Source organism: Bradyrhizobium sp. SSBR45G, assembly GCF_030159255.1.
Lineage (GTDB): Bacteria > Pseudomonadota > Alphaproteobacteria > Rhizobiales > Xanthobacteraceae > Bradyrhizobium.
Window position 1 is genome coordinate 38,436 of the sequence record NZ_BSCT01000044.1, and the last position, 25,118, is coordinate 63,553.

General features: G+C 66.7%; 19 protein-coding genes. 7 read left to right on the forward strand and 12 right to left on the reverse strand.

The annotated features are described in order from the left end of the window. Positions 1–5: 5 nt before the first annotated feature. Entirely contained in the window at positions 6–1,640 is a 1,635-nt protein-coding gene (locus QQL87_RS32645; protein ID WP_284422395.1) for a glycosyltransferase family 39 protein, read from the reverse strand. Between the two features lie 314 nt (positions 1,641–1,954). Further along, positions 1,955–2,629 carry a Crp/Fnr family transcriptional regulator gene (locus tag QQL87_RS32650; protein WP_284422396.1) on the reverse strand — a complete coding sequence of 225 codons (675 nt, stop codon included), beginning with the start codon at positions 2,627–2,629 and terminating at the stop codon, positions 1,955–1,957. Positions 2,630–2,841: 212 nt separating this feature from the next. Here QQL87_RS32650 and QQL87_RS32655 point away from each other — a divergent pair, with 212 nt between their 5' ends. Together QQL87_RS32655 and QQL87_RS32660 are read left to right on the forward strand one after the other, a co-directional pair. Then, positions 2,842–4,953 carry an AsmA family protein gene (locus QQL87_RS32655; RefSeq protein WP_284422397.1) on the forward strand — a complete coding sequence of 704 codons (2,112 nt, stop codon included), beginning with the start codon at positions 2,842–2,844 and terminating at the stop codon, positions 4,951–4,953. Between the two features lie 266 nt (positions 4,954–5,219). Continuing rightward, positions 5,220–7,676 (forward strand): adenylate/guanylate cyclase domain-containing protein, encoded by a 2,457-nt coding sequence (locus QQL87_RS32660; protein ID WP_284422398.1) that lies wholly within the window; start codon positions 5,220–5,222, stop codon positions 7,674–7,676. 125 nt (positions 7,677–7,801) lie between these two features. Here the strand turns inward: QQL87_RS32660 and QQL87_RS32665 are convergent, their stop codons facing one another. From QQL87_RS32665 to QQL87_RS32690, 6 genes are all read right to left on the reverse strand, one after another. Further along, positions 7,802–7,951, reverse strand: coding sequence for a hypothetical protein (locus QQL87_RS32665; protein ID WP_284422400.1), 150 nt, complete (start codon positions 7,949–7,951; stop codon positions 7,802–7,804). A gap of 469 nt (positions 7,952–8,420) precedes the next feature. Continuing rightward, positions 8,421–10,148: a hypothetical protein gene (locus QQL87_RS32670; RefSeq protein WP_284424055.1), complete on the reverse strand. Its 1,728-nt coding sequence runs from the start codon at positions 10,146–10,148 to the stop codon at positions 8,421–8,423. A 328-nt stretch (positions 10,149–10,476) separates the two neighbouring features. Continuing rightward, on the reverse strand, positions 10,477–12,096 hold the full coding sequence (gene mdlC, locus QQL87_RS32675) for a benzoylformate decarboxylase (protein WP_284424054.1): 1,620 nt from the start codon (positions 12,094–12,096) through the stop codon (positions 10,477–10,479). Between the two features lie 122 nt (positions 12,097–12,218). Beyond that, on the reverse strand, positions 12,219–13,067 hold the full coding sequence (locus QQL87_RS32680; protein ID WP_284424053.1) for an HTD2 family dehydratase: 849 nt from the start codon (positions 13,065–13,067) through the stop codon (positions 12,219–12,221). A gap of 2 nt (positions 13,068–13,069) precedes the next feature. Then, positions 13,070–14,182: a CaiB/BaiF CoA transferase family protein gene (locus QQL87_RS32685; protein ID WP_284424052.1), complete on the reverse strand. Its 1,113-nt coding sequence runs from the start codon at positions 14,180–14,182 to the stop codon at positions 13,070–13,072. A gap of 169 nt (positions 14,183–14,351) precedes the next feature. After that, complete coding sequence (locus tag QQL87_RS32690) at positions 14,352–15,518, reverse strand: acyl-CoA dehydrogenase family protein (RefSeq protein WP_284424051.1); 1,167 nt, start codon at positions 15,516–15,518, stop codon at positions 14,352–14,354. A 91-nt stretch (positions 15,519–15,609) separates the two neighbouring features. Between QQL87_RS32690 and QQL87_RS32695 the strand changes: the two genes are divergently transcribed. Continuing rightward, positions 15,610–16,533: a LysR substrate-binding domain-containing protein gene (locus tag QQL87_RS32695; protein ID WP_284424050.1), complete on the forward strand. Its 924-nt coding sequence runs from the start codon at positions 15,610–15,612 to the stop codon at positions 16,531–16,533. On the opposite strand, the gene QQL87_RS32700 is transcribed toward QQL87_RS32695, so the two are convergent. Both QQL87_RS32700 and QQL87_RS32705 read right to left on the reverse strand, forming a co-directional pair. After that, positions 16,530–17,111 (reverse strand): thiamine pyrophosphate-dependent enzyme, encoded by a 582-nt coding sequence (locus QQL87_RS32700; RefSeq protein WP_284424049.1) that lies wholly within the window; start codon positions 17,109–17,111, stop codon positions 16,530–16,532. The two genes, QQL87_RS32695 and QQL87_RS32700, sit on opposite strands and share 4 nt — an antisense overlap. Then, positions 17,111–17,656 carry a thiamine pyrophosphate-binding protein gene (locus tag QQL87_RS32705; RefSeq protein WP_284424048.1) on the reverse strand — a complete coding sequence of 182 codons (546 nt, stop codon included), beginning with the start codon at positions 17,654–17,656 and terminating at the stop codon, positions 17,111–17,113. Before QQL87_RS32705 ends, QQL87_RS32700 begins: the two co-directional genes overlap by 1 nt. A gap of 240 nt (positions 17,657–17,896) precedes the next feature. On the opposite strand from QQL87_RS32705, the gene QQL87_RS32710 reads away from it, so the two are divergent. Further along, positions 17,897–18,154, forward strand: coding sequence for a hypothetical protein (locus QQL87_RS32710; protein WP_284424047.1), 258 nt, complete (start codon positions 17,897–17,899; stop codon positions 18,152–18,154). A gap of 65 nt (positions 18,155–18,219) precedes the next feature. Here QQL87_RS32710 and QQL87_RS32715 read toward each other — a convergent pair whose 3' ends face one another. Then, complete coding sequence (locus tag QQL87_RS32715; protein ID WP_284424046.1) at positions 18,220–19,491, reverse strand: cytochrome P450; 1,272 nt, start codon at positions 19,489–19,491, stop codon at positions 18,220–18,222. A 301-nt stretch (positions 19,492–19,792) separates the two neighbouring features. After that, positions 19,793–21,088, reverse strand: a complete 1,296-nt coding sequence (locus QQL87_RS32720) for a cytochrome P450 (RefSeq protein ID WP_284424045.1) — start codon at positions 21,086–21,088, stop codon at positions 19,793–19,795. Positions 21,089–21,306: 218 nt separating this feature from the next. Between QQL87_RS32720 and QQL87_RS32725 the strand changes: the two genes are divergently transcribed. The 3 genes from QQL87_RS32725 to QQL87_RS32735 all read left to right on the forward strand — a co-directional run bounded on the left by QQL87_RS32725 (position 21,307) and on the right by QQL87_RS32735 (position 25,025). Then, positions 21,307–22,479 carry an isovaleryl-CoA dehydrogenase gene (locus QQL87_RS32725; RefSeq protein ID WP_284424044.1) on the forward strand — a complete coding sequence of 391 codons (1,173 nt, stop codon included), beginning with the start codon at positions 21,307–21,309 and terminating at the stop codon, positions 22,477–22,479. A gap of 202 nt (positions 22,480–22,681) precedes the next feature. Beyond that, on the forward strand, positions 22,682–23,899 hold the full coding sequence (locus QQL87_RS32730; protein WP_284424043.1) for a DUF898 family protein: 1,218 nt from the start codon (positions 22,682–22,684) through the stop codon (positions 23,897–23,899). Beyond that, complete coding sequence (locus QQL87_RS32735; protein ID WP_284424042.1) at positions 23,874–25,025, forward strand: M48 family metallopeptidase; 1,152 nt, start codon at positions 23,874–23,876, stop codon at positions 25,023–25,025. The genes QQL87_RS32730 and QQL87_RS32735 overlap by 26 nt, the downstream gene beginning before the upstream one ends. The last annotated feature ends 93 nt before the right edge of the window (positions 25,026–25,118 follow it).

Consider the following 25,118-nt stretch of genomic DNA (forward strand, 5'->3'; position numbering starts at 1 on the left):
CTCGATCAGTCCGCGGTCGACAGCACGCGCCGCCGCGCGCTGAGGTCGTAGGCGCCGCCTGGCATCTTTGGGGCCGGCTGCTCGGTCTCGGGCGGCACGATCAGGGCGACGAAGCCCTGGCTGGCGCCCTGCCAGCCGAACAGATTGGTCCGGAGCGTGAAGGTGGCGCGCACCGAATGCCGCGCCCGCGCCGCGGCGCCCTGCATGCCCGTGACGCAGGAGATGTCGGTCTCATAGCACAGCGCGGCCCAGCCCCGCGCCATCAGCTCGGGGGCGGGAGGCTGCAACTCGTGCGGATGCACCAGGCTCATCTCGTAGCGCGGATGGTCGGGGCTGTAGAACGCGGCAGCAAAGGCGAGCCCATCGTCGCCGCCGACAGCCGGAAGGACGCTGTCCGACGCCGTCCGCCACAGGCGGTCGAGTTCGGCGACCGCCGGCTGGTAGAAGTTCCGGCCCTCGCTCAGCGGCACGTAGTTCCGGTACAGCGCATGGAGCGGCGCAACCACGATCGCAGCGAACGCCGCAATCCCGATCGCCGATGCGGCGAGATTGACCGTCAGGGCGCGGGGCGCCTGGTAGCTGGCGCCGCATACGGTGACGATGACGAACAGGAACACGCCCTGCAGGCCCCAAAGCGGCGGCATATCGGTGCCGAAGATCGCCGAGACCCATGCGGGAAGCGTCACCGTGCCGATGCCGATCATCGCCAGCAGCTGGAGTCCGCTATCGAGACTGAGCGCGTCGTTCAGCACGCGGCCGGGGCGGGGTCGCGTCATTGCAAGCCAGATCAGGCCCGGGATGCCGGCGATCCCGGCCATCGCGAGCAGGAACCCGCCGCCCTCGACCAGCGCCGCGCCGGTGGTCTTGCCGACGTGATGTTGGATCGCATGCGAGAACGGCTGGGCGCCCGTCGTGGCGAGCCAGTAGAGATGCGGCACAAGCGCGACCAGGCCGGACACGGCGGCAATCCAGGGCGCCCATGAGGTGAAATAGGCGCGCCGCTCGCTGTGACACAGCGCTGCGATCGCAAAGCCCGCGATCAGGAAGATCGAGTAGTATTTTCCGAGCATCGCGAGCGCGGCGGTCAGGCCGGCGGCGATGGCCCAGCCGAACTGGCGCGTCTCGAACGAGCGCAGGAAGCACCAGGTTGCGAGCGGCCAGCTCGACAGCAGCACGGCGTTGGCGTTGAAGCGCTGCGCATGCAGCTGATAGATCGGCAGCAGCATGAGCAGCAGCAATACGACGATGCGCTTGTCGCCATGCGCGAAGCGGCGCGTGATGCGGTCGATGGCCCACAATCCAACGGCGGCGTTGGTCAGCGCCAGCAGGTTGAACGACCAGTTCGTGAGCGGAAACACCGTCGTCCAGGCACGGGCCGCCCAGCCCATCAGGGGCGGATGCTTGGTGGAACCCCAATCGAAGCTGCGGCCGAGCGACCAGGTCTCGATCACGTCCTGGTGCAGATCGCCGCCCATATAAGCGAGCGAGAAATAGATCATCCAGACGGCGACGAACCCCGCGATCAGCGCCGGCACGACCCAGCCGTCCTCGACGGCATCGATCCACACCATCAGAGTTTTGCGCCAGCGACCAACGCAACTGTTGGCCTCGATGACAAGCGCCGGCAAAGCAAGACTCATGACTTCAATTCCAACCACAAGCGTCTGGCACGATGCCTTCACCCCGCACGCAGGCGCGCGTGGAGGAACTGACCGCTGCCGGATTGACCCCAGTTAGAATTGTTAAAAACAGTTCATGTCGCAAATTGTGAATCGTGGTGGCCCAATTGCGATCATGTTTGGCCGATGTCGATACGAAGCGAAGCACTGCGAACGATTCTCGCCATGTGCGGGGCCCGCATCGGACAAAGTCGGCGCGCCCGTCTTCACTTGCCGCACATGACCGGCAAGACGGAAGCTCAGGAGGTGCGTACAACAGTCGACGCCGTCGTCGGCTACTCGTTGCGAGCGATCGTGCCGAGCTTCGTCAGGTCATGCAGCAGGATGCGCCCGCGTTGCAGGTCGAGGATCTTGTCCTTGCGCCATGCCTGCAGCTGGCGATTGACGCTCTCGCGCGCCGCGCCGACGAAGACGCCGAGCTGCTCCTGCGAGATGTGGACCTCGGAGCCGAAATCCTCCGCCAGCGCGCACAGCCGGCGCGCCAGTCGCACCGGCAGCGGCTGCAGCACCGATTCTTCCATCCGCTCGCTCTGCCAGCGGATCCGCTGGCACAGCAGCTGAATGATCTTGATCGCGACCTTCGGCTCGCGCTCCAGGAAGCTCAGAAAGTCCTCGCGCCGGAGCACGAACAGCTCGGTGACCTCGCCGGCGGTGGCGTCCGCCGTGCGCTCCTGGCCGTCGAGCACCGCGACCTCGCCGAACAGATCGCCCGGGCCCATGAAGTTCAGGGTCAGCCGGCTGCCGTCGGTGGCGCCGGTCTCGATCCGAACCTGGCCGCGCCGCACCCCGAACAGGGCGTTGCCGGGATCGCCCTTCTGGAACAGCACCTCGCCCGACGACAGATGCTGGGTGTGGCAAAGGTTCGAGATGCGCTGCAGTTCGTCGGCCCCGAGGTCGGCGAACATCGGGTTCATCTTCAGAATGACCGCAAATTCGGCCTGCTTGCTCATCACTATACCTTTGGCAATGGTTCAAAGTGTCAGTTACAGAAACCGCCAGGGCGGAAGTGTGTCACAAGTCACATAACCGCGCACGTGCTCACGACTATTTTGGTCGCTCTCGGACCGGTCTTCGTTTCGAGAAAATTTCGGATTGAACCGGGCTGGCATTGCCGCATGCTAACCCGTGGAGACCGCTCGTGCGCCGCGCTTGGGACATCGTCATGAAAGCATTGAAGATCGCAGGCGGATTCATCGGGGCCCTCCTCGTCGTGCTGGCCCTCGCGCTCGCCTTCGGCCTTCCGGCAGGCTTCCTGACGGTCGCCATTCAGGACCGTGTCGAGCGCGACACGGGATATCGCTTGGACATCGCCGGCTCCGCAAGCTTCAGCCTGTGGCCGTCGCTGCGCGCGACGCTGACCGACCTCACGCTGCAGGATCCGAAGGATCGGGACGGCAACAATCGGCTGACGGTCGGCAAGCTGCAGGCGGACATGGCGCTGTCGAGCCTGTGGTCCGGCCGGCCCGACATCGGCGAGATCATCATCGACAAGCCGACGGTCTATCTGCCGCTGCTGCGCGAACGGCTGCGGGACAATGCGCCGCGCAACCGCGCGTCGGCAAAGCCGGAGGCCGCCCCCGCGGTCCGGGTCGGGCGCGTCACCGTCAGAGACGGAGCCGTCATTCTCTCCAATCCGCGCGACCGTGTCGAAAATCGTCTTGACGGCATTGGTGCGACCGCGTCGCTGAGCGACGATGGCAAGATCAAGATTGCGGGCACTGCCCGGGCCGGCGATCGCCTTGTGACCTTCGATGTCACTTCGGTCGCGCCGGCGATGCCGATCGATCGGCAGACCCTGCCGGTGGACTTCCGGATCGGCATGGAGAGCGCGTTTCACGGTGCTGTGGCGGGGCGCGCCGATGTCCGGCTGAATGGTTCGCTGGTCATGATCAACGGCCTCAGCGGCACGCTCGGGGACGGCGACTTCAACGGCTGGGCCTCGGTCGATCTCGCCAGCAAGCCGTTGGTGAAGGTCGATCTCGACCTGCGCCGCCTCGATATCGCGGACTCGGCATTGCAGGGCTCATCGCGCACCTCGGGGTGGAGCACCTCGGCGATCGATCTGCGCGGCCTCAATTATATCGACGCCCGAGTGAGGCTGTCGGCGACAGATATCGGCATTTCCGGCGCTCGCCTCGGTCCGTTGGACGTGGAAACGTCGCTGGCGGGGGGCGTGCTGAAGGCCACCGTCACCAATCTCGGCGTCTATGGCGGGCAGGCCAGCGGCGAGGTCGTGATCGACGCCTCCACCGGCAACCCGGCCTACGCGATGCACTGCGACCTCGTCGGCGTCAAAGCGCTGCCGCTGCTCTCGAACCTCGCAGGCTTCGGCAAGCTCGATGCGCGGATGCAGGGCAAGCTGGCGCTGCGCTCGGGTGGCGCCAGCCAGCAGGCGATCATGAGCAATCTGAGCGGCTCGGCCTTCCTGCTGTTCCAGGACGGCGCGATCCGCGGCATCAACGTTGCGCAGATGATCCGCTCGCTGACCACCAATCCGTTGTCTGGCTGGCAGGACTCGCAGGAACTGACCACCGATCTCACCCAGCTGTCGGCCTCGTTCCAGGTCGAACGCGGCCAGGCGGCGACCAGTGACCTCAATCTGGTCGGGCCCCTGGTGAAGGTCACCGGCGCGGGGACGATCGATCTCGGCAACCGCGCCCTGGCGATGCGTGTCGAGCCGAAGCTCGTGATGACGTCCGAGGGGCAGGGCCGCACCTCGGATCCGATCGGTCTCGGCATTCCCGTCGTGATCGACGGTCCGTGGAGCCAGCCGCGCTTCTATCCCGACATGGCCGGCATCCTCGACAATCCCGAAGCCGCCTATGGCAAGCTCAAGCAGATGGGGCAGGGCCTGTTCGGCAAGGACGGCGCCGGTCTCAACAACCTGATCAACGGCATCGGTGGCCTGATCGGAAGCGCCACGCCGAATGGCGCCGTCGTTCCGAACGCCGCGCCCTCGACGGCGGCGCCGAATCCGCAGGCGCCGGCGGCGGGCCAATCCGATCTGCTCGGCGGTCAGCTTGGGGCGGCGATCGGCAATCTGATCCAGCAGGGACTGCAGCCGAGCGCGCCGCCACAACCCCGGAGCCGTGGCCGTACCGTGGGTCCCTCCGGCGGCGCGGTTCCGCTGCTGCAGGCGCCGCAGGCCGATCAGGCGGCTCCCTCCGCCGAGGCTGGCCAAGCGACCGCAGCAACTCCGGTCGAGCCGCGCGATGACAATGTGCAGGACAGTCAGCCCATGAACGATGTTCTGAAGCGCATCTTCAACAGGTAAAATAAGACCTGGGCGGAATCCGTCTGCAGCGGCCTCCGCCGAACCAAAGAAGATATCGCCGGCCGTCGGCGCGATCACCTCTGCCCGACAGCGCCGAACCTGCGCGTGCGGCCGGTTTGCCGGCACGTTCTGTGCTAGACGGAGGGTTGGCGGCGGGCCCTCTCGGCAGGCGAGTGGTCCCGCTGCTGCAGTGTCGCTGCCGCGAGGGCGGCGGACGCGCCCGTCCGAGGTCCGGGCCTCGGTGATGACGCGCGTGAGGGGTCCGAATGAACGAGGTCGAGAACAAAGGCTGGTCGCTGCGGCAGGGCTTGTTCGCCAAATATGTCGTGTCGCTGGTCGGACTCGTCGTGTTCGTGCTGGCCGTCAACGGCGCGACCGAAACCTGGATCAGCTATCAGTCCACCAAGGCGAGTCTGACCGCCGCGATGGCCGAGAAGGCCGATGCGAGCGCCCGGCGCATCGACCAGGCGGTCTCCGACCTGCAGCGCCAGATCAGCTGGGTGACGCGGGCGAGCGCCAATACGCTGGAGCTGCGTCGCGCCGACTACGTGCAGTTGCTGAGCCAGGCTCCGGCCGTTCGGCAGCTCTATCAGCTCGACGGGCAGGGCCGCGAGCAGCTCCGGGTCTCCCGCACCTCGATCTCGTTCTCCTCTGGCAACGACCTGTCGCGCGATCTGCGCTTCACCGACACCGTCACGCATGGCAGCAACTTCTCGGCCGTGACCTTCAAGGGTGCGCAGCCGATGATGTCGATCTCGGTCGCGCATTCCGGCTTCAACGCCGGCGTCACCGTGGCCGACATCGATCTCGACTTCCTCGAAGACTTCATGACCGAGGCGCAGACCGGCAAGGTCGCAACCGCCTATGTCGTCGATCCGCGCGGCCAGGTGCTGGCGAGCTCGGCGAAAGGGCCGGCCGTCGGCCAGGATCTCGCCAAGCTGCCGCAGGTCGCCGCGGTGCTCTCGCCCGACGGCCGGCCGCTCGCCTCCGGCACCGACAGCGAGGGGCGTGCCGTGCTCTCGGCGGTGGCGACCCTGCCCAAGCTTGGCTGGGCGGTGTTCTTCGAGCAATCGACGGCGCATGCGTTGGCGCCGATCCGCGACCAGCTGTTGCGCGGCGCGCTCCTGATCGCGCTCGGCCTCGCGGTTGCGATCCTCGCAGGGACGCTGCTGGCGCGCCGCATGCTCGTTCCGATCACCGCGTTGCGGGCCGGCGCGCGCAAGCTCGGTGCCGGCGATTTCGCGCAGCGCATCGAGGTGAAGACCCATGACGAGCTGGAGGAGCTGGCCGATCAGTTCAACAGCATGGCTGGCCAGCTCGCGCAGTCCTATGCCGTGCTGGAAGCGAAGGTCGAGGAGCGTACGCGCGATCTCGCGCAGTCGATCAACGAGTTGAAGGTCTTGGAGGAGGTCGGGCGCGCGGTGGCGTCCTCGCTCGATCTCAACGCGGTGCTGCCGACGGTCGCGGCGCGGGCGCTCGAGATCACCGCGGCCGATGCCGTGCTGATCTATTCCTATGATGCCGCCGAACGGCGCTTCAGGCTGGTGGAGGCCAAAGGCATCGACCGCACGCAGGACGGCGCGCACACCATGCTCGACGAGCAGACCAGCCTGCTGTCGGACTCCGTGCGCAGCGGCGAGCCGATCGCGATCGCCGAGCTTGAAACCGCGCCGGATCATCCGCTGCGCGCCGTCGCCGTCGCGGCCGGATTTCACGCGGTGCTGTTCACGCCGTTGGTCGACCAGCAGGGCGTACTCGGCGCGCTCGTCGTGCTCCGGCGCTCGGCCGGCGCGTTTCCGCCCAACCTGATCGGGCTGATGCGGACCTTCGCCCACCAGGCGGTGCTCGCCATGCGCAACGCGCGGCTGTTCACCGAGGTCGATCAAAAGGGCCGCGAGCTGGCGCTGGCGCACGACACCGTGCAGCAGCAGGCCGCCAAGCTCACCGAGCAGACCGGGCAGCTGCGCGAATGGAACAAGTCGCTCGAAGAGCGCGTCGAGAAGCAGCTCGCCGAGATCGAGCGCATCCGCCGGCTCGAGCGCTTCCTGGCGCCGCAAGTCGCGCAGATCATCGCGTCGTCGGATGGCCATGATGCGCTGCTGGAGAGCCATCGCCGCGAGGTGACGGTCGTGTTCTGCGATCTGCGCGGCTTCACGGCGTTCACCGAGACCACCGAGCCCGAAGAGGCCATGAACGTGCTGCGCGAATATCATGCCGCGCTCGGCAAGCACATCTTCAAGTATGAGGGCACGCTCGACCGCTATGCCGGCGACGGCGTCATGATCCTGTTCAACGCGCCGATCCCGTTCGAGGACCACACGGCCCGCGCGGTCAAGATGGCGATGGAGATGCGCGAGGAGATCGGCGAGCTCACCGAGCGCTGGAAGAATCGCGGCCACAGCCTGGGGTTTGGCGTCGGCATCGCGCTGGGCTATGCCACGCTCGGCCAGGTCGGCTTCGAGAACCGGCTCGAATATGCCGCGATCGGCAGCGTCACCAATCTCGCCTCGCGGCTATGCGACGCGGCGAAGGCCGGGCAGGTGATCGCGTCGCGCCGCGTGTTTGGCGTGGTCGAAGCGTCGGTCGACGCAAGGCCGATCGACGACCTGCATCTCAAGGGCTTCAATCATCCGGTGCTGGCGATGGAGATCCTGCACTGGCGGGGAGAAGGCGCTGAGACGATCGACGTCACCGAGGAGCGGCGGCGGTCGGCGGCAACGTGAGCTGAGCCACGCAGGATGAGGACCGCTTTTCGGCAGGCCGACGCCCCTCTCCATGCGCACGCCAATGGCCAAGCTGCAGCGCCGATTTCGGCGCCAAACCCTCTCCATGAACACGCTGATCATGGTCAGTTGTCGGGACGGTCCAGCGCGACGCTCGCTGCCAGCCTCTCTCCGCCTGCGGCAGGGCTATCGCATTTGATGATCGAAGTGTTGCGCTCGTCTGTTTCCACGCCGTCATGGCCGGGCTTGTCCCGGCCATCCACGTCGTTCGGCATGCTGAGAACGACGTGGATGCCCGGGACGGAGCCCGGGCATGACGATGTGGAAACGGTTTCGCGAAAAGCTCAGATTGCTCATATCCGATAGCCCTGCCTCAGGCGGGGAGAGGCTGGCAGCGAGCGTCGCGCTGGACCGTCCCGACAACTGACCATGATCAACGTGCTCATGGAGAGGGTCGGGTTCTGAGACCGGCGCAGCAGGTTGGCGATCAGCCGCGTGTTCATGGAGAGGAGCGGCGCTGGTCGGCGGCAGCAAAAAAGAAGCCCCGCAGGGGGCGGGGCTGGAGGCAATGCATGTCCGGCGGATGGGGGGCCGGGGGAGGATCATGCGACGGGGTGAGGTCAAGTCCTGTCGTGTGATCATTACCCCCGGCCGGTCGGCATGCGGCTGGTGGTGGCTTTGTTGTCGTTGCCGTGCCCGCGCCGCCCCATGGGAACCAGGAGGACGGCGCGGACCGCGGTGGCCTTACTGCTCGAGCGCTGCCAGCGCGGCGTTGCCGACCTGCTGCGCCTCGGCCCAGGCGGCCTGGGTCGCCTGCTGTGCGGCGGTATAGCCGGCCTGGATCTGCTGCTGGGCTGCCGCCCGCAGCGCCTGCTCCTGCTGCTCGCCGGTCTCGCGGGCCTGGGTCAGGGCCTGGTTGTCGGCGTTCAACTGGTTGTTGGCGGCGTTGAAGGCGTTGGCGGTGGTCTGTGCCTTGGCCTGCGCCGCGGCCAGTGCGGCCTGGTTGGCGGCATTGTTGGCGCGCTCGAGGACCTCAGCCGCCTCCTGCGCATCCTGCGTGGCCTGCTGCGCGACCTGACGCGCCTTCTCGAGCGCCTGCCGGTCGGCATTCACCTTCTGCTCGGCCGCTTCGACCGTCGCATCGATCGTGCCGATCTTCTGGTTGAGCGCGGCCTCGACCGTCTTCTGGTTCTGGGTCGCTGCGGCCTGCGCAGCCTGCGTCTTCTGCTGGGCAGCCGCACGCGCCTGCTCGCCGGTCTTCAGGGCCGCCTGGAGCGCAGCCTGCTCGGCGGCCTCCTTCGCCTCCTGGTTCTGCTGGTTGTTGTTGTTGGCGTTGCCGTTGTTCGCTGCCGCGCCGCCATTGTTCGCGGCGGCTCCGCCGTTGTTGGCATTGCCGGCGGCCTGGCCGGCCTGCTGGGCGGCCTTTCCGGCGGCTTCCGCCGTCTCGCGCGCGGTGTCCTTGGCGGCGTTGGCGGCTTCCTTGGCCTCGTTGGACACGTCGATGTCCTTGTCGAGCTTCTGGAAGGCTGCCTGCAGCGCGGCGGAGGCTGCGGTCAACTTCGCAGCAGCCGCGGTGGCGGCGGCCTGGGCGGCTGCGGTCGGGTTCTTCTCGGCCTGCTCCTGGGCCTCGATCGCGGCGCCGCGTGCGGTCTGCTCGGCCTGGCGGGCGGCATCGATCGCCTTGCGGTCGGTTGCGACCTGGGCCTCTGCGGCGGCTGCGGTCTGCGCAGCGGCGGCTGCGGCAGCGTTGGCCTTGGCGACGGCATCGGTGGTGCTCGACGCGGCGGCCGCAGCCTTGGCCGGCGTTGCTGCCGCTGCCGGCGTGGCGGTGGCCTTCGCGACCGCGACGGTGGTCGTGGCTGCCGCTGCTGCAGCGGCCGGCTTGGCGGCCGTCGTCGTGGTGGTCGCGGCTGCGGTCTTGGCCGTGCCGGTCGTGGTCGTCGCAGCTGCCGTCGTGGCGACAGTCGTCGTCTTGGCAGCCGTGCTCGCCGTCGTGGTGGTGGCCGCGGTCTTGGCAGCGGTGCTCGCCGTTCCCGTGGTGGTGGTGGCGGCGGTCTTGGCGGCCGTGCTTGCTGCGGTCGTGGCAGCGGTTGCGGCGGCCGTGGTCGCGGCCTTGGTGGCGGCGGCGGATGCAGCCTTGGCGGCCGCAGCGGCGGCGGCCTTGGTGGCCGCGGCGGCCGCAGCCTTCGCGGCGGCATCCTGCGCGGCCTTGGCTGCTGCGGCGGCAGCGGCCTTGGCGGCGGCGTCCTGCGCAGCCTTGGCGGCAGCGCTGGCCGCGGCCTTGACCGCGGCATCCTGGGCCGCCTTCGCCGCGGCGTTCGTGGTGGTCGTCGTGGCCAGCGCGATGGCCTGCGCGTTGGCATTGTGGGGCAGTGCGGTGATCGCCAGTGCGGCCATGAGGGCCAGCACGCTGACATGCCGGTAAAGGTCTTTCTTGCCGGCCGCGGGTTGAAGGTTCTTCTTATCCGCCATCAGCTCAACTCCCTTGGGTACGCTGGATTGGATGCGGAACCTTTCTGGTAATGATTTTGGTTTGCAGGATGGTCGGACCATGCAAGCAGCATGGCGTCTGTCTGCAACCTCAGGGCAGGATTTCGCGGCATTTGCGGCGAGCAAGCTGCGACGCGGTGGCGCAGGGGGACAGAAAGCTTCTGAAACAATCGCTTGGCCGCGCACCCCCGGCTTCATCGTTTGGGCCGGCAGGTGAGGATTTCGAGGCAAGCCATACCGTCGGCCGCCAGATGCGACGTATTGTCGCGATGGCGGTTGTTGACTCGCTGTCCGTTGATCGAACGGCGCCTCAGCGCTTGGTCGCGTAAAGCAGGGGGACGGCGGAATCCACCATCACCTCGACGAGGCTCGTGCCGGGATGGCTGAGGCTGCGGGCGAGCGCCGCCGGCAGATCGGCCGATCGGTCCACCCGGACGGCGTCGCAGCCCATGCCCTCGGCGAGCCTGACGAAATCCAGGCCGGGCAGATCGAGGCCGGGCACGTTGCGCACCTGCATGACCTGGCTGAACGAGCGCATCGCGCCATAGCCGGAATTGTTGATCACCACGACGGTCATCGGCAGCCGGCGCTGCGCTGATGTCCACAGCGCCTGCAGCGAATACATCGCCGAACCGTCGCCGATCAGGCAGATGGTGCGATCCTTCGGCCGTCCGAGCGCCATGCCGACGGCGGCCGGCAGGCTGTAGCCGAGCCCGCCGCTCGCCATCGTGTAGAACGAATCCGCGCCCGGCATCGGCATGTGCTTGTGCATCACAGGGCGGTGCGAGGGGATCTCCTCGACGACGGCGCTGTGGGCGGGCAAGGCTTGTGACAGCGTGTGCAGCAGATAGTCGACCGGGATCGGGTCGGCCGGCTTCGGCGCCTCCGGCAGCACGCGGCCCTTCGGCGCGGCACGCGCGGTCTCCGCCAGCAGCTCCAGCAGCAGCGACAGCGCCGGGCGCATCGTGGCGATGATGCTGGTGCCGATCGGCGGCACCGCCGCGCCCTCGGCATCGTCGGTGATCTGATAGATCGCGGCCGCGCCGTCGAAGATCGCGGCATGGCCTTCGACGTGGAAGGTGAACACCGGGGCGCCGATCACCACGACCACATCGTGCGGCCTCAAGGCATCCGACAATTGTCCCGGCGCAGCGTGCAGAAAACCCTGGAATTGCGGATGCCGCTCGGGAAACGAGCAGCGCGCCGAGAACGGGCTGACCCAGACGCTCGCTTTCGCCTTCTCCGCGACCGCGACCATCAGCTCGACACAGCCGGCGCGGTCGATGCCCGGGCCGACCACGAGCGCGGGGTTCTTTGCGGCAGTGAGCGCGCTGACCAGCTCGTCCATCGCGGCGCGGTCGGGGCCGAGCTCGCGGCTGACCTTGCGGGCCGCCACCGGCTGCGCCGGATGCATCCAGTCGTCGATCGGGATCGAGACGAAGGTCGGCCCGCACGGCGGCTGCATCGCGGTGTAATAGGCGCGGGCGATCGCGCCGGGCACGTCCTCGGGGCGCGCCGGCTCGACGCTGTATTTGACGTAAGGCCTGGGAAATTCCGACGGGCGCTCGGCGTAGAGGAACGCCTGCAGCGGCAGGATCGAGCGCGCCTGCTGGCCGGCGGTGATCACCAGCGGCGTCTGGTTGCGATGGGCGGTGTAGATGTTGCCGAGCGCATTGCCGACGCCGGCCGCCGAATGCAGATTGACGAAGCCGGCATTGCGCGTCGCCTGCGCATAGCCGTCGGCCATGCCGACGACGCTCGCCTCCTGGAGGCCGAGCACGTAGTCGATGTCATCGGGCCAGTCGCTCAGGAACGGCAGCTCGGTCGAGCCGGGATTGCCGAACACTTTTGTGATGCCGAAGGCGCGCAGCAGCTCGAAGGTGGCCTGCTTGACGGTGACGGGCTTGGTCTTGGATGATTTGGCCGACAAAGGGGTTTCCTCGCACCGTTGTTGCTATTCTCGTCATTGCGAGCGAAGCGAAGCAATCCAGAGCCGCTTTCGAGACTCTGGATTGCTTCGTCGCTTCGCTCCTCGCAGTGACGGCGTTTGTATCACCAATTCGCGGTGCCCTTCATCGTCGGCTGCCGCTCGGCGTTGGCGGTCCACAGCTCCAGACCGCCATCCTTGTCGTTGGCATTCACCGAGAATTCGCTGCCCTCGAACAGCGGCTGCACGCCGCGATAGGCGAATTTGGCCGGCGGCTTGCCTTTCAGCCTGGCGGCGAACTCGACCAGGAGAGCGGCCTGCAACGGACCGTGGAAGATCAGCCCGGGATAGCCCTCGACCCTGGTGACGTAGTCGCGGTCGTAATGGATGCGGTGGCCGTTGAAGGTCAGGGCCGAATAGCGAAACAGCAGCACGGCATCGGAAACGCGCGTCTCGCTGTGCTGCGCCACCGGCGGGGGCGGCGGTGCCTTGGCCGGTGCTGCCGGCGCGCCGCCCATGTCGCGATAGACGATGTCCTGGCGCTCGCGGATCGCTGTCCCGCGCGGCGTCGACACGACATGCTCGACCGCGACGAAGCAGAGCTGGCCGGTCGAGCCGCTCTTCAGCGTGACGTCGGTGATGGTCGAGACGCGGGTGGCGACGTCGCCGACGCGCAAGGGATCAATGAACTGGACCTCGCCGCCGGCCCACATCCGCCGCGGCAGCGGCACCGGCGGCAGGAAGCCGCCGCGGGTCGGATGGCCGTCGGGGCCGAGCTGATCATGCGGGAACACCGGCTGGGCCAGGCACCAATGGACGGTGTAGGGCGCGATGTCGCCGGTCACGGGCTCGCCGATGTCCTGAAACAGCGTCGCGCGCAGGCCTTTTGTCAGTTGCGCGGTGACGATGTCGGTCGCTTCAGTGCTGCGGCCGACCCATTGCCGGAGATGGTCGAGATCGAGGGTCTCCGTCATGATCATCCCTTTCGCTGCTGGGGCGAGGCGGTCTCGCCGATCGCTGGCACCGCGCCGTACTGCCTGTCATCGCCGACCACGATCGCCGCCGGCGCCGGATAGCTGACGACGCCGTTGGGCGTGTCGACCGCGATGCGCCGCAGATGCGGATGGGTCGAGAGATCCGCCATGCTGTTGACCTCGGCAAAGGCGATGTCGGCCGCGGCGAGCTTGGCGAGCAGTTCGTCACGCGACAGCGCCGCGAAGCGCGCGGCAACGATGCCGTCAGTCAGCGTGCGATTGCGGACGCGTTCGACCATGTTGGCAAAGCGCGGATCGTCGGGCAGGCCGGGCTGCTCCAGCACCTTGGCGCACAGCGTCGTCCACTCGCGCTCGCTCTGGATCGAGATCAGGATGTCCTTGCCGTCCTTCGACGTGAACACGCCATAGGGCGCGATCGATGGATGCGCGAGACCGATGCGCTTCGGCGCATTGCCGGCCTCGGCGTTCAGCAACGGCACGGTGAGCCAGTCGGCCATCACGTCGAACATCGAGATCCTGATATCGGCGCCCTCGCCGGTGCGGCCGCGCTTGATCAGCGCCTCCAGGATCGCGGCATGCGCGGTCGCGCCGGTGGCGACGTCGACGATCGACATGCCGACGCGCGACGGCCCCTCGGGGCCGCCGGTGATGGAGGCGAGGCCGCTCTCGGCCTGGATCAGCAAATCATAGGCCTTGCGGTCGGCATAGGGGCCGCTGTCGCCATAGCCGGTGATCGTGCAGCAGATCAGTTTTGGATAATCCTTGCGCAGGCGTTCGCGGGCAAAGCCCATCTTGTCCATCGAGCCGGGCTTGAGGTTCTGCAGCAGCACGTCGGCGCCCGCGATCAGCGTCTCCAACTCGGCGCGGCCTTCCGGCTTGGCGAGATCGATGACACGCGAATCCTTGCCGCGGTTGAGCCAGACGAAGTAGCTGCTCTGACCCTTCGCTGCCGCGTCGTAGCCGCGGGCGAAATCGCCCTCGGGCCGTTCGATCTTGATGACATGGGCGCCGGCATCCGCCAGCCGCGACGAGCAGAACGGCGCGGCCACCGCCTGCTCGACGGCGACGACGGTGATCCCTTCAAGTGGCAGCATGGCGCGGACTCATGGAGTGGGGCCTCATGGTTCGAGACGCGCCGCAAGGGCGGCGCTCCTCACCATGAGGGGTGGGACTCTCGCAGTGCCTTCGATCCTCATCCTGAGGAGCACGCCGGAGGCGGGCGTCTCGAAGGATAGCCACGAGCGATGAACTAACATGGCCATGTCAATACGACCTGGGCATGCCGAGCACGTGCTCGGCGACGTAGGACAGGATCAAATTGGTCGAGATCGGCGCCACCTGATACAGCCGCGTCTCGCGGAATTTGCGCTCGACGTCGTACTCCTCGGCGAAACCGAAGCCGCCATGGGTCTGGATGCAGGCGTTGGCCGCCTCGAACGAGGCGTCGGCGGCGAGCATCTTGGCCATGTTGGCCTCGGCGCCGCAATCCTGCCCGGCCTCGTATTTGCGCGTCGCTTCCTTGACCATCAGCTCGGCCGCGCGCATCGACGCATAGGCCTTGGCGATCGGGAACTGGATGCCTTGATTTTGGCCGATCGGGCGGCCGAACACGACGCGCTCCTTGGCGTAAGCAGTCGCCTTGGCGATGAACCATTTGGCGTCGCCGACGCATTCGGCGGCGATCAGGATGCGCTCGGCGTTCATGCCGGAGAGGATGTAGCGAAAGCCTCTGCCTTCCTCGCCGATCAGGTTCTCGGCCGGCACGCGCATGTCGGTGAAGAACACTTCCGTGGTGGCGTGGTTCATCATCGTGCGGATCGGACGGATGGTGAGCCCGGCCTTCTTGGCCTCGCGCATGTCGACGATGAACACCGAGAGGCCATCGGTGCGCTTCTCCGCCTGGTCCTTCGGCGTGGTGCGCGCCAGCAGGATCATCAGGTCGGAATATTCGGCGCGGCTGGTCCAGATCTTCTGGCCGTTGACGATGTAGCTGTCGCCGTCGCGCTTGGCGAAGGTCTTCAGCGACGAGGTGTCCGTACCCGAGGTCGGCTCGGTGACGCCGAACGCCTGCAGCCGCAATTCGCCGCTGGCGACCTTCGGCAGCCATTTGGCCTTCTGCTCGGCCGAGCCGTGCCGCAGCACCGTGCCCATCGTGTACATCTGGGCATGACAGCCGCCGCCATTGCAGCCGGCGCGCTGGATCTCCTCCAGGATCGCCGCCGCCGCCGACAGCTTCAGGCCGGCGCCGCCATATTCCTCGGGGATCAGCACGGAGAGATAGCCGGCCTGCGTCAGCGCATCGACGAACGCCGATGGATAGGCCATCTCGCGATCGAGCTTGCGCCAATAGTCGCCGGGGAACTGGGCGCAGAGCTTGGCCACCGCGTCGCGGATGTCGGGGTAGTCGTCGTGCTGATGTTGTTCTGTCATTCGCTTGTCCCGCGGACGATTGTGAAACGCCCGCGGTCTCCCTATGCTGGATTGTTATAGCCTATGACCAAGCCTTCCAAGATTGGCAAGCATGGATTTCCGTCAGCTCAAGACGTTCAGTTGCGTGGCCGAGCTCGGCAGCCTGTCGAAAGCCTCCGACCGCCTGCGCATCGCCCAGCCGGCGCTGAGCCGCCAGATCAAGCTGCTGGAGCACGAGCTGCGCGCGGAGCTGTTCACGCGCAACGGCCGCGGCATGGTGCTGACCGAGGCGGGCAAGCTGCTGCTGGCGCGCACCTCCGGCATCGTGCGGCAGCTCGACCAGATCCGCGACGACATCCAGTCGCAGGCGGGCCAGCCGTCCGGCCGCGTCGTCCTCGGGCTCGTCCCGACCGTCAGCTACGTGCTGTCGGCGCGGCTCGCGCGCCGCACGGTCGAGCGCTATCCCGGCATCTCCCTGTGCATCGTCGAGAGCTATAGCGGCCACCTGACCGAATGGCTGCATCGCGGCGAGATGGATCTCGCAGTGGTCTATGGTCCGTCGGCGGATCTGCATCTGGCGATGCAGCCGCTCGGGCGCGACAGCGTCGTCGCTGTCGGGCCGAAGGGCTCGGGGCTCGCGCGGATGAAGCGCGTCGACATGGACTGGCTGCTGCGCCAGAAGCTGGTGCTGCCCAGTCATTCGCACGGCCTCCGCGCGCTGATCGAGCACGAGGCGGCCAGGCGCAAGACCCGGCTCGATGTGCAGATCGAGGCGGATTCGTTTCGCGTGCTGACCTCGATCGTCGAGGCGGGCCTCGGCTTCACGCTGCTGCCGCCGTCGTCGCTGCGCGACCAGATCACGGCCGGCACGCTGGAGACCGCCGTCATCGCCAAGCACGGCCCGATGCGCGAGCTGCTGGTCGCTGCGCCCATCGACCATCCCGGCTCGGCGGCCACGGCGGCGATCACCGCGCTGCTGCGCAGTGAAACCAGGGCCTGTCGGGATGAGGGCGTGTGGGACATCAAGCTCGGCTAGTTCACCGGCAGGCCGAGATGGCCGCGGAAGCGGTTCTTCAGGAAGACGCCGTCACGCGGGGGCAAAGCGCGGTCGACATGATCGGTCGAGATCGCGACGCGGGCGAAATGCGGGCCTGAGAGATCGTGCAGCTTCGGCCGGAAGGCATTCAGGGCCGCAAGAGTCTCGATCGTGCTCACCGAGGGAAAGCCGGCGCCGGTCGCGATCAGCTCGAGATTTGCGCCGAGCCCCGAATGGCTCATCTGCATGCCGGTCTCACCGAAATGAGCGTTGTCGAGCACGACGATCGAGAGGTTCCCCGGCTTCTTGGCTGCGATCGTCGCAAGGCTGCCGAGGCCCATCAGCTGCTCGCCGTCGCCGGTGACGATGGCGACCGGCCGCGACGGCTGCGCCAGTGCGAGTCCAAGGCCGATCATGGCCGCGCCGCCCATCGCGCCCCAGAGATAAAAGTTCGCCGGATGATCGCCGGCATCGAACACGTCGTAGGAGGAGGAGCCGAGCCCGCTGACGATCAGGAGGTCGCCACGGTCCTGCAGCAGCGCCTTCACGGCTGCACGGCGATCGAGTGCTGCCTTCATCACTTGGCCTCCGTCCACTTCTTGGCGCCGATCATGCGCTGGGAGATCAGCACCGCGATCGGCTGATCGCTGTCATAGGCGAGCCTTGCGGCTGCGGCCGCCATTTCGCCGGCGTCTTCGGGGCGATCGATCCGGAACACGGTGACGCCCATGATCTCGAAGGCGGAGGGCGTCGCCTTGCCCATCGGCACCTGCCACGGATTGAACTCGGCCCATTCGCCGCGCATCGTCACGAAGGTCAGGAACGGGAAGCGGCAGCTCTGAAGCAGCGAGAACATGTTGACGCAATTGCCGACGCCGCTCGACTGCATCAGCAGCACCGCGCGCTGGCCGCCCAGCCAGGCGCCGGCCGACAGCGCGACGCCTTCCTCCTCGGTGGTCAGCACCGTCGTTGCGACAGCCGGATCGTCATGCGCGAGGCGGATGAGGCGGGAGTGGCCGGCGTCCGGCACGTAGCAGAGCTGCCTGACGTCGGCGGCCTTCAGCGCGTTGTAGATCTCGAGCGGCCAGTCGGAGCCCGTCGTCGGCGTATCGGAGGCGGCCATGGCGTCCTGCGGTTCGTGCGCACCCGCGACAGGTGCAGGATTGGATTTAGCCAGAAACCAGGGGCACGGCTCATCGCATCTGGTTCACCCAGCCATGCCGGTTTTCTATAGGCGGCCCGCGATAGTCTCTGCAGCTTCGTCGTGATCGCGAATATAAATGCAATCTTTGCTTGTGCTCTCGTCCATGCCGGCTATCGTCTCCGCGTTTGATTCCATGCACTTCGGAGAGGACTGATTCAGATGCGGCTGCCCGGTATTATAGTCCTTGTCTCGACGAGTCTGCTCGCTTCCAACTACGCCAATGCCAGAGAGCGCAATGATAGTCCGCACTCTCAGGCCTGCATGGCCAAGAACGGCTTCACGCTGGAGATGTGGCGTGCCCATCGCGCCGGGACCGACGCGCAGGTTCTGAAATACATCATGTGCCGGGACGGGGTGTCGAAGGCCCAAGCGCTCGAGATTGGGCGGGCTGACGGTAATTTCAGTCGCGGCTTCTGACTCGAATCGCGCCGCCGGGCCGCGGCGACAGGCGAGTGAACAGGTGGGGGCCTCAGGCGTGGCCCTCACCCCGGGATCCTCACAGGCAGCGACTCGTAGCCTCGCACGAAGCTTGAATACACCCGCTTCGGTTCGCCCACGACTTCGATGCGATCGAAGCGCTTGAGGATCTCCTGCCAGACGATGCGCAGCTGCAACTCGGCCAAGCGCATGCCGACGCAGCGGTGGATGCCGAAGCCGAAGGAGAGGTGGATGCGCGGCCGCTTGCGGTCGATGATGAAGGCGTCGGGATTCTCGATCACCTCCTCGTCGCGGTTGCCCGAGATGTACCACATCACGACACGGTCGCCCTTCCTGATTGTCTTCCCGCCGAGCTCGGTGTCGACCAATGCGGTGCGCCGCATGTGGGCGAGCGGCGTCTGCCAGCGGATCACCTCGGGCACCATGGTGTCGATCAGCGCCGGATTGTCGCGCAGCTTCTGATACTCGGCCGGGTTCTCGTGCAGCGCCAGCACCGAGGCGGTCATGGTGTTGCGCGTGGTGTCGTTGCCGCCAACGATCAGCAGGATCAGGTTGCCCATCAGATTGTCCGGCGTCATGTGCCGCGTCGCGTCGCTGTGCGCCATCATCGAGATCAGGTCGCGGCCCGGATTGGCCTGCCGTTCCTTCCACATCCGGCCGAACGTCTCGGCGCAGTCGGCCAGTTCGCGCAGTCGCTCCTCCTCCGACGAGACAATGCCGCTTTTGGGCAGTGCCGTGGAGACGTCCGACCAGCGCGTCAGCTTGCGCCGCTCCTCGAATGGGAAGTCGAACAAGGTCGCCAGCATCTGCGTGGTCAGCTCGATCGAGACCTTCTCGACCCAGTTGAACGTCTCGTTGCGCGGCAGCGAATCCAGCACCTTGGCGGAGCGCTGGCGGATCAGAACGGCCATCTCGTCGAGATGGTCGGGCGTGAACATCGGCTGCACCGTCTTGCGCTGCTCGCCATGAACCGGCTCGTCCATCGCGATGAAGCTCGGCCATTCATAGCCGGGCGGCACGTCGCGGATCATGATGCCGCCATTGCTGACATCCGAAGAGAAGATCGCGTGATTGGTGTCGACATGCATGATGTCGTGATAGCGCGTGACCGACCAATAGGGCTCGATCGGCGCGTTGGTGCAGTAGTGCACCGGCGCCTCCTTGCGCAGCCGCTCGAACCACGGCCACAGCGTGTCGTTCTGAAACAGCCTGGGCGCGCCGGGATGAAAGTCCCCGATCGGCGTGGAATAGGCCTCCAGCCGCGCCTCGCGCAGCAGATCGGCATGGTCGGAACGAAGCGCGGCCTGGGCGGTCATGGGGGGTCCTTTGCTGAAAGGGTTGCTCGACTATCGAAACCAAATCTGCTGCGCATTTGCGGTGCAATTGAATGCGCCCTCTCCCCTTGCGGGAGAGGGCATGTAGGAAGGCTCAGCAAACTCGGTCGGGTGAGGGGTATGTCTCTACGAGTGTCGTACGCGGAGCGACACCCCTCACCCAACCGCGTGCATGGAAAGGTCGGAGATGCCCTCTCCCGCAAGGGGAGAGGGCACTGTATCGGGCAGCTACGGGGCCGCACATGGGCACCCAATTCGAATCCAATCGAATCTCAAACACAACCTACGCCGCAATCCGCACCGGCAGTGTCTCATATCCCTTCACGAAGCTGGAATAGACCCGCTTCGGCTCGTCCATCACGTCGATATGATCGAAGCGCTTCAGGATCTCCTCCCAGATGATCTTGAGCTGCAACTCGGCCAGGCGAAGGCCGACGCAGCGGTGGATGCCGAAGCCGAACGACAGGTGCTGGCGCGGCCTGGCACGATCGATGATGAACTCGTAGGGGCGATCGATCGCGGCCTCGTCGCGGTTCCCCGAGACATACCACATCACCACCTTGTCGCCTTTCTTGATCTGCTTGCCGCGAAACTCGAAGTCTTGAAGGGCGGTGCGGCGCATGTGCGCGAGCGGCGTCTGCCAACGGATCACCTCCGGCACGAAGCTGTCGATCAGCGCCGGGTTGGCCTTGAGCTTGCGGTATTGATCCGGATTCCGGCTCAGCGCGTAGATGCTGCCGGACATGGTGTTGCGCGTGGTGTCGTTGCCGCCGACGATCAGCAGCACGAGATTGCCGAGAAAGTTCTTCGGGTCCATGTTCCGCGTGGCCTCGCTGTGCGCCATCATCGACAGCAGGTCGCTCTTCGGCGGCTGGCTGGCGCGCTCCTGCCAGAGCCGGGCGAAATAGCGCGCGCACTCCAGCAGCTCGGCCTGCCGCGCGTCCTCGGTCGCGACCAGCCCGCCGGGGCCGGGAAGCGTCGTCGCGATGTCCGACCAGCGCGTCAGCTTGCGGCGGTCCTCCCAGGGGAAGTCGAACAGCACCGCCAGCATCTGCGTGGTCAGCTCGATCGAGACGCGGTCGACCCAGTCGAACACCTCGCCGAAGGGCAGCTTGTCGAGGCATTCGGCCGAACGCGTGCGGATGTTGATCGCGAGCTCGTCGAGATGCGTTGGCGTGAACATCGGCGCCACCGTCTTGCGCTGGGCGGCATGGCGGGGCGGGTCCATCGCGATGAAGCTCTCGCGGCGCAGATCGGGATCGACGTCGCGGATGGTGATGCCGCCGAGCATCGATGCCGAGGAGAACACCGCGTGATTGGTCTCGATCTCCATGATGTCGTCGTAGCGGGTGATCGACCAGTACGGACCAAACATCGATTCCTTGCAGTAGTGCACCGGATCCTCGCGGCGCAGCCGGTCGAAATAGGGCCAGTGCGTGTCGGTGCGGAACAGCTCGGGATTGCCAGGATCGAACGCGGCCAGCGGCAGCGTCGCGGCGCGCCGTGCGGCATCGTCGGCCGCGGATTGCTGTGACGCCGATGGCTGCCGCGTGCTGACGAGCTCGGTGGTCGCTTGCATTGACGTCTCCCTCGTGACCGGGTCTTGGAGCCCGGCGTCATCCGCGCGATTACATCCTGCCCGGGGCGGAGGGGCAAGCGCGGAGTTTACCGGGCACCGCCGGAGTCTTGCGTCACAACGCTGGCATTCGGCCGGACGTCGGACGTGACAAGCGCCACGCCACGGAATATGGCTGTGAGCCATTGTTGCAAAGCAGAAGACGAGCAGGAGGCCGCCACATGATCGCCAACGCGCAGCGCATGTTCAATTTCGATCTCGGCGAAACCGCCGATGCGATCCGCGAGACGGTGGCCGGTTTCTCGCAAGACCAGATCGCGCCGCGCGCGGCCGAGATCGACCGTTCCAACCAGTTCCCGCGCGACCTCTGGCCCAAGCTCGGCGAGCTCGGCCTGCACGGCATCACGGTGGAGGAGGAGCATGGCGGCGCCGGGCTCGGCTATCTCGAGCACTGCATCGCCATGGAGGAGATCTCGCGCGCCTCGGCCTCGGTCGGCCTGTCCTACGGCGCGCACTCCAATCTCTGCGTCAACCAGATCCGCCGCAACGGCAGCGAGGCGCAGAAGCGCAAATATCTGCCGAAGCTGATCTCCGGCGAGCATGTCGGCTCGCTCGCGATGTCCGAGCCGCAGGCCGGGTCCGACGTCGTCTCGATGAAGACGCGCGCCGAGAAGAAGGGGGATCGCTTCGTGCTGAACGGCAGCAAGATGTGGATCACCAACGGACCCGTCGCGGAGACGCTGGTGGTCTATGCCAAGACCGATCCGCAGGGCGGGCCGCGCGGCATCACCGCCTTCATCATCGAGAAGGGCATGAAGGGGTTTTCGACGGCGCAGAAGCTCGACAAGCTCGGCATGCGCGGCTCCGACACCTGCGAGCTGGTGTTCGAGGATTGCGAGGTGCCGGAAGAGAACGTGCTGGGGCAGGTCGGCCGCGGCGTCAACGTGCTGATGAGTGGCCTCGACTACGAACGCGCGGTGCTCGCCGCGGGCCCCCTCGGCATCATGCAGGCCTGCATGGACGTGGTGCTGCCTTACGTGCACGAGCGCAAGCAGTTCGGCCAGCCGATCGGCACGTTCCAGCTGGTGCAGGGCAAGGTCGCCGACATGTACACCACCATGAACGCGGCGCGCGCCTATGTGTATGCCGTGGCCAAGGCCTGCGACCGCGGCGAGACCACGCGCGAGGACGCGGCGGGCGCCATCCTGTTCGCAGCGGAGAAGGCGACGCAATGCGCGCTCGATGCGATCCAGCTGCTCGGCGGCAACGGCTACATAAACGACTATCCGACCGGACGGCTGCTGCGTGACGCCAAGCTCTATGAGATCGGCGCCGGCACCAGCGAGATCAGGCGCATGCTGATCGGGCGAGAGCTGTTCGACAAGACGTCGTGACGCGCCACCGGCTTGAGGCCGGCGTCGGCAACACGTTCGCACACCGGCCAGCTGCAGATATTTTGCGTGATGCAGCCAGGGCGGTGTTTTTTTCCGGCCGACTTGCGTACAAAGGAGTCGAACCTTGGAGTCGTCCCGGCGACGAATAACCGGGTTATTTTGTACATTTTTGCGTGGGTCGGAGGCGTAAGCCGTGAACCAGATGAGTTACGTTCCAGGGCAGCCTCCGCCGCTCCCGCCTTTGACTGCCACCTTTTCCGGATCCCGCGGCGAGTTCTTCCGCCTGGTCAGCCGCGGTGCGGCCATCGAATTGATCACGCTGGGCTTCTACCGGTTCTGGCTGGCCACCGACATCCGCCGCCATCTGTGGGTCAACACGGCGGTCGACGGCGATGCCGCCGAATACACCGGACGCGGCAAGGAGCTTCTGATCGGCTTCCTGTTCGCGATGGCGATCCTGGTTCCGATCTACCTCGTCTATTTCCTCATCGGCGTCGAGGCCGAGCGCTACCAGGGCTTCGCCAGCGCGCCGCTGGTGATCTCCTTCTATGCGTTCGGCCAGTTCGCGATCTACCGCGCGCGCCGCTACCGGCTAACGCGCACGGTCTGGCGCGGCATCCGGTTCTGGATGGACGGCTCCGGCTGGGCCTATGCTGGCCGTGCGATGTTGTGGACGCTGCTGACGGTGCTCACGCTGGGACTGGCTTGGCCATGGCGGGCTGCCGCGCTCGAGCGCTACAAGATGCGACATTCGCATTACGGCGACCTGCGCGGCGATTTCGAAGGACGCGGCTGGGACTTCTTCAAGCGGGCTTGGTATCTGTGGCTGGCCCCGCCAGCCGCCACTGCCGCCGTGTCGCTGTTGATGTATCTGGCCTTCAACTCCGGCGGCTGGCCTTCGGCGGGCGTCGCAGGCGCCTTCTCAGCCATCGTTCTCCTGGTCCTCGCGCCGTTTCTTTATGCACAGTTCAAAGCGGTCGAGTGGAGCTGGTGGCTGTCGGGCATCCGTTTCGGCGGAGTCCGCCTGGACTCGACGCTGGCTGGCGACGCCTTCTACGCCCTTTACTGGAAGGTGATCGCCTGGTTCTTCCTGCTCTCGATAGCCTCCGCTGCCTACTTCAGCGCCGTGCTCGCGGTGACCGCGCAACTGCTCGGGCCGGATGGTGGCGGTTTGCAGCGAGCGCAATCCTTATCCAACCAGATGCCGGCGCTGGTGCTGGGCGGACTGGGCTACATCGCCTGGATCCTGGCGCTCAACGTCGTGATGCGTCTCTATCTCGTGCGCGACATCTGGGCGACGGTGCTCGAGTCGGTGCAGGTGCATGGCATCGAGGCCATGGCCAACGTCGCCGCCAAGGGCGATCTGGCCAGTGCGCTCGGCGAAGGGTTTGCCGATGGCCTCGACGTCGCCGGATTCTGATCCAGAGCTCGGCGCCGCCAGCGCCGCCAGCGCCGGCGAGGCGACGCCGGTGGAGCAGGCCGCTCCGCCGGGCGGCCCTGCCATCTATTTCGACGGCCGGTCGAACCGGCGGCAGAACGTCACGATCGGCTTTGCCAATCAGCTCGTGCTGCGCAGCCCCGACAATTTCGTCTCCTGGCCGTATGACGACATCCGCCGGGTCGATGGGCCGAGTGGCACCTTGCGGGTCAGCTGCCTGTCGGCCTCGCCCCTGGCCCGGCTCGAGATCCGCGAGCCGGCTCTGGCGGCTGAGCTGGTCGGGCGCTGCAGCCACATCGACCAGAACAGCCTGACGCGCGGAGCGGTCGCGCGCATCGTCGGCTGGTCGCTGGCGGCGGTGGCCTCGATCATCGCGGTCGTGCTGGTCGTGCTGCCGTTCGCTGCTGACCGGCTGACGCCGCTCGTGCCGCCGACCATGGAGCGTCATCTCGGCGAGGCGGCCGTGGTGCAGGTCCAGACGCTGTTCGGCGACAAGCTGTGCGACGAGGCGGCGGGGCAGGCTGCGTTTGCCAAGCTCGTGACGGCGCTGCGCCGGCCGGCCGGCCTCGACGACACGATCGCGTCGCAGGTTCTGGACACGCCGATCCCCAATGCCTTCGCGCTGCCGGGCGGCCGCTTCTTCCTGTTCCGCGGCCTGCTCGACAAGGCCAATGATCCGGACGAGGTGGCCGGCGTTCTGGCCCATGAGCTCGGCCACCTGAAGCATCGCGATAATCTGCGGCTCCTGATCCACAATGGCGGCAGCTCGTTCCTGATCGGCCTGTTGTTCGGAGACATCACCGGCGCGGGCGCCGCGATCTTCGCCACCCGCGCCATGATCAGCGCGTCCTATTCGCGCGAGGCGGAGGAGGGCGCCGACAGTTTCGCGATCGAGGTGATGCACAAGCTCGGACGGCCGACGCGGCCGATGGGCGAGTTGATGTTCCGCATCACCGGCCGGGAGGACGGCAAGCGGCCGTCGCTATGGTCGAGCCATCCGCTGACCGAGGACCGCCTCGCCCGCATGCGCGCCGAGGACCGCCCGGCGACCGGGGCGCCATTGCTGAGCGCCGAGGAGTGGAAGGCCCTGAAGGGGATCTGCAAATAGGGCTGAGTTGCCGCAGCCGTTTCTCCACAAGCGGTGTCGTCCCGGCGTTCGCCCATAGGCGCTAAGATAGTTTTAGCATCATTTGATAGCGAC

Coding starts and splice junctions, on each gene's coding strand:
- QQL87_RS32645 (WP_284422395.1), bottom strand. CDS start 1,640: ATGAGTCTTGCTTTGCCGGCGCTTGTCATCGAGGCCAACAGTTGCGTT.
- QQL87_RS32650 (WP_284422396.1), bottom strand. CDS start 2,629: ATGAGCAAGCAGGCCGAATTTGCGGTCATTCTGAAGATGAACCCGATG.
- QQL87_RS32655 (WP_284422397.1), top strand. CDS start 2,842: ATGAAAGCATTGAAGATCGCAGGCGGATTCATCGGGGCCCTCCTCGTC.
- QQL87_RS32660 (WP_284422398.1), top strand. CDS start 5,220: ATGAACGAGGTCGAGAACAAAGGCTGGTCGCTGCGGCAGGGCTTGTTC.
- QQL87_RS32665 (WP_284422400.1), bottom strand. CDS start 7,951: ATGCCGAACGACGTGGATGGCCGGGACAAGCCCGGCCATGACGGCGTG.
- QQL87_RS32670 (WP_284424055.1), bottom strand. CDS start 10,148: ATGGCGGATAAGAAGAACCTTCAACCCGCGGCCGGCAAGAAAGACCTT.
- QQL87_RS32680 (WP_284424053.1), bottom strand. CDS start 13,067: ATGACGGAGACCCTCGATCTCGACCATCTCCGGCAATGGGTCGGCCGC.
- QQL87_RS32685 (WP_284424052.1), bottom strand. CDS start 14,182: ATGCTGCCACTTGAAGGGATCACCGTCGTCGCCGTCGAGCAGGCGGTG.
- QQL87_RS32690 (WP_284424051.1), bottom strand. CDS start 15,518: ATGACAGAACAACATCAGCACGACGACTACCCCGACATCCGCGACGCG.
- QQL87_RS32695 (WP_284424050.1), top strand. CDS start 15,610: ATGGATTTCCGTCAGCTCAAGACGTTCAGTTGCGTGGCCGAGCTCGGC.
- QQL87_RS32700 (WP_284424049.1), bottom strand. CDS start 17,111: ATGAAGGCAGCACTCGATCGCCGTGCAGCCGTGAAGGCGCTGCTGCAG.
- QQL87_RS32705 (WP_284424048.1), bottom strand. CDS start 17,656: ATGGCCGCCTCCGATACGCCGACGACGGGCTCCGACTGGCCGCTCGAG.
- QQL87_RS32710 (WP_284424047.1), top strand. CDS start 17,897: ATGCGGCTGCCCGGTATTATAGTCCTTGTCTCGACGAGTCTGCTCGCT.
- QQL87_RS32715 (WP_284424046.1), bottom strand. CDS start 19,491: ATGACCGCCCAGGCCGCGCTTCGTTCCGACCATGCCGATCTGCTGCGC.
- QQL87_RS32720 (WP_284424045.1), bottom strand. CDS start 21,088: ATGCAAGCGACCACCGAGCTCGTCAGCACGCGGCAGCCATCGGCGTCA.
- QQL87_RS32725 (WP_284424044.1), top strand. CDS start 21,307: ATGATCGCCAACGCGCAGCGCATGTTCAATTTCGATCTCGGCGAAACC.
- QQL87_RS32730 (WP_284424043.1), top strand. CDS start 22,682: ATGAGTTACGTTCCAGGGCAGCCTCCGCCGCTCCCGCCTTTGACTGCC.
- QQL87_RS32735 (WP_284424042.1), top strand. CDS start 23,874: ATGGCCTCGACGTCGCCGGATTCTGATCCAGAGCTCGGCGCCGCCAGC.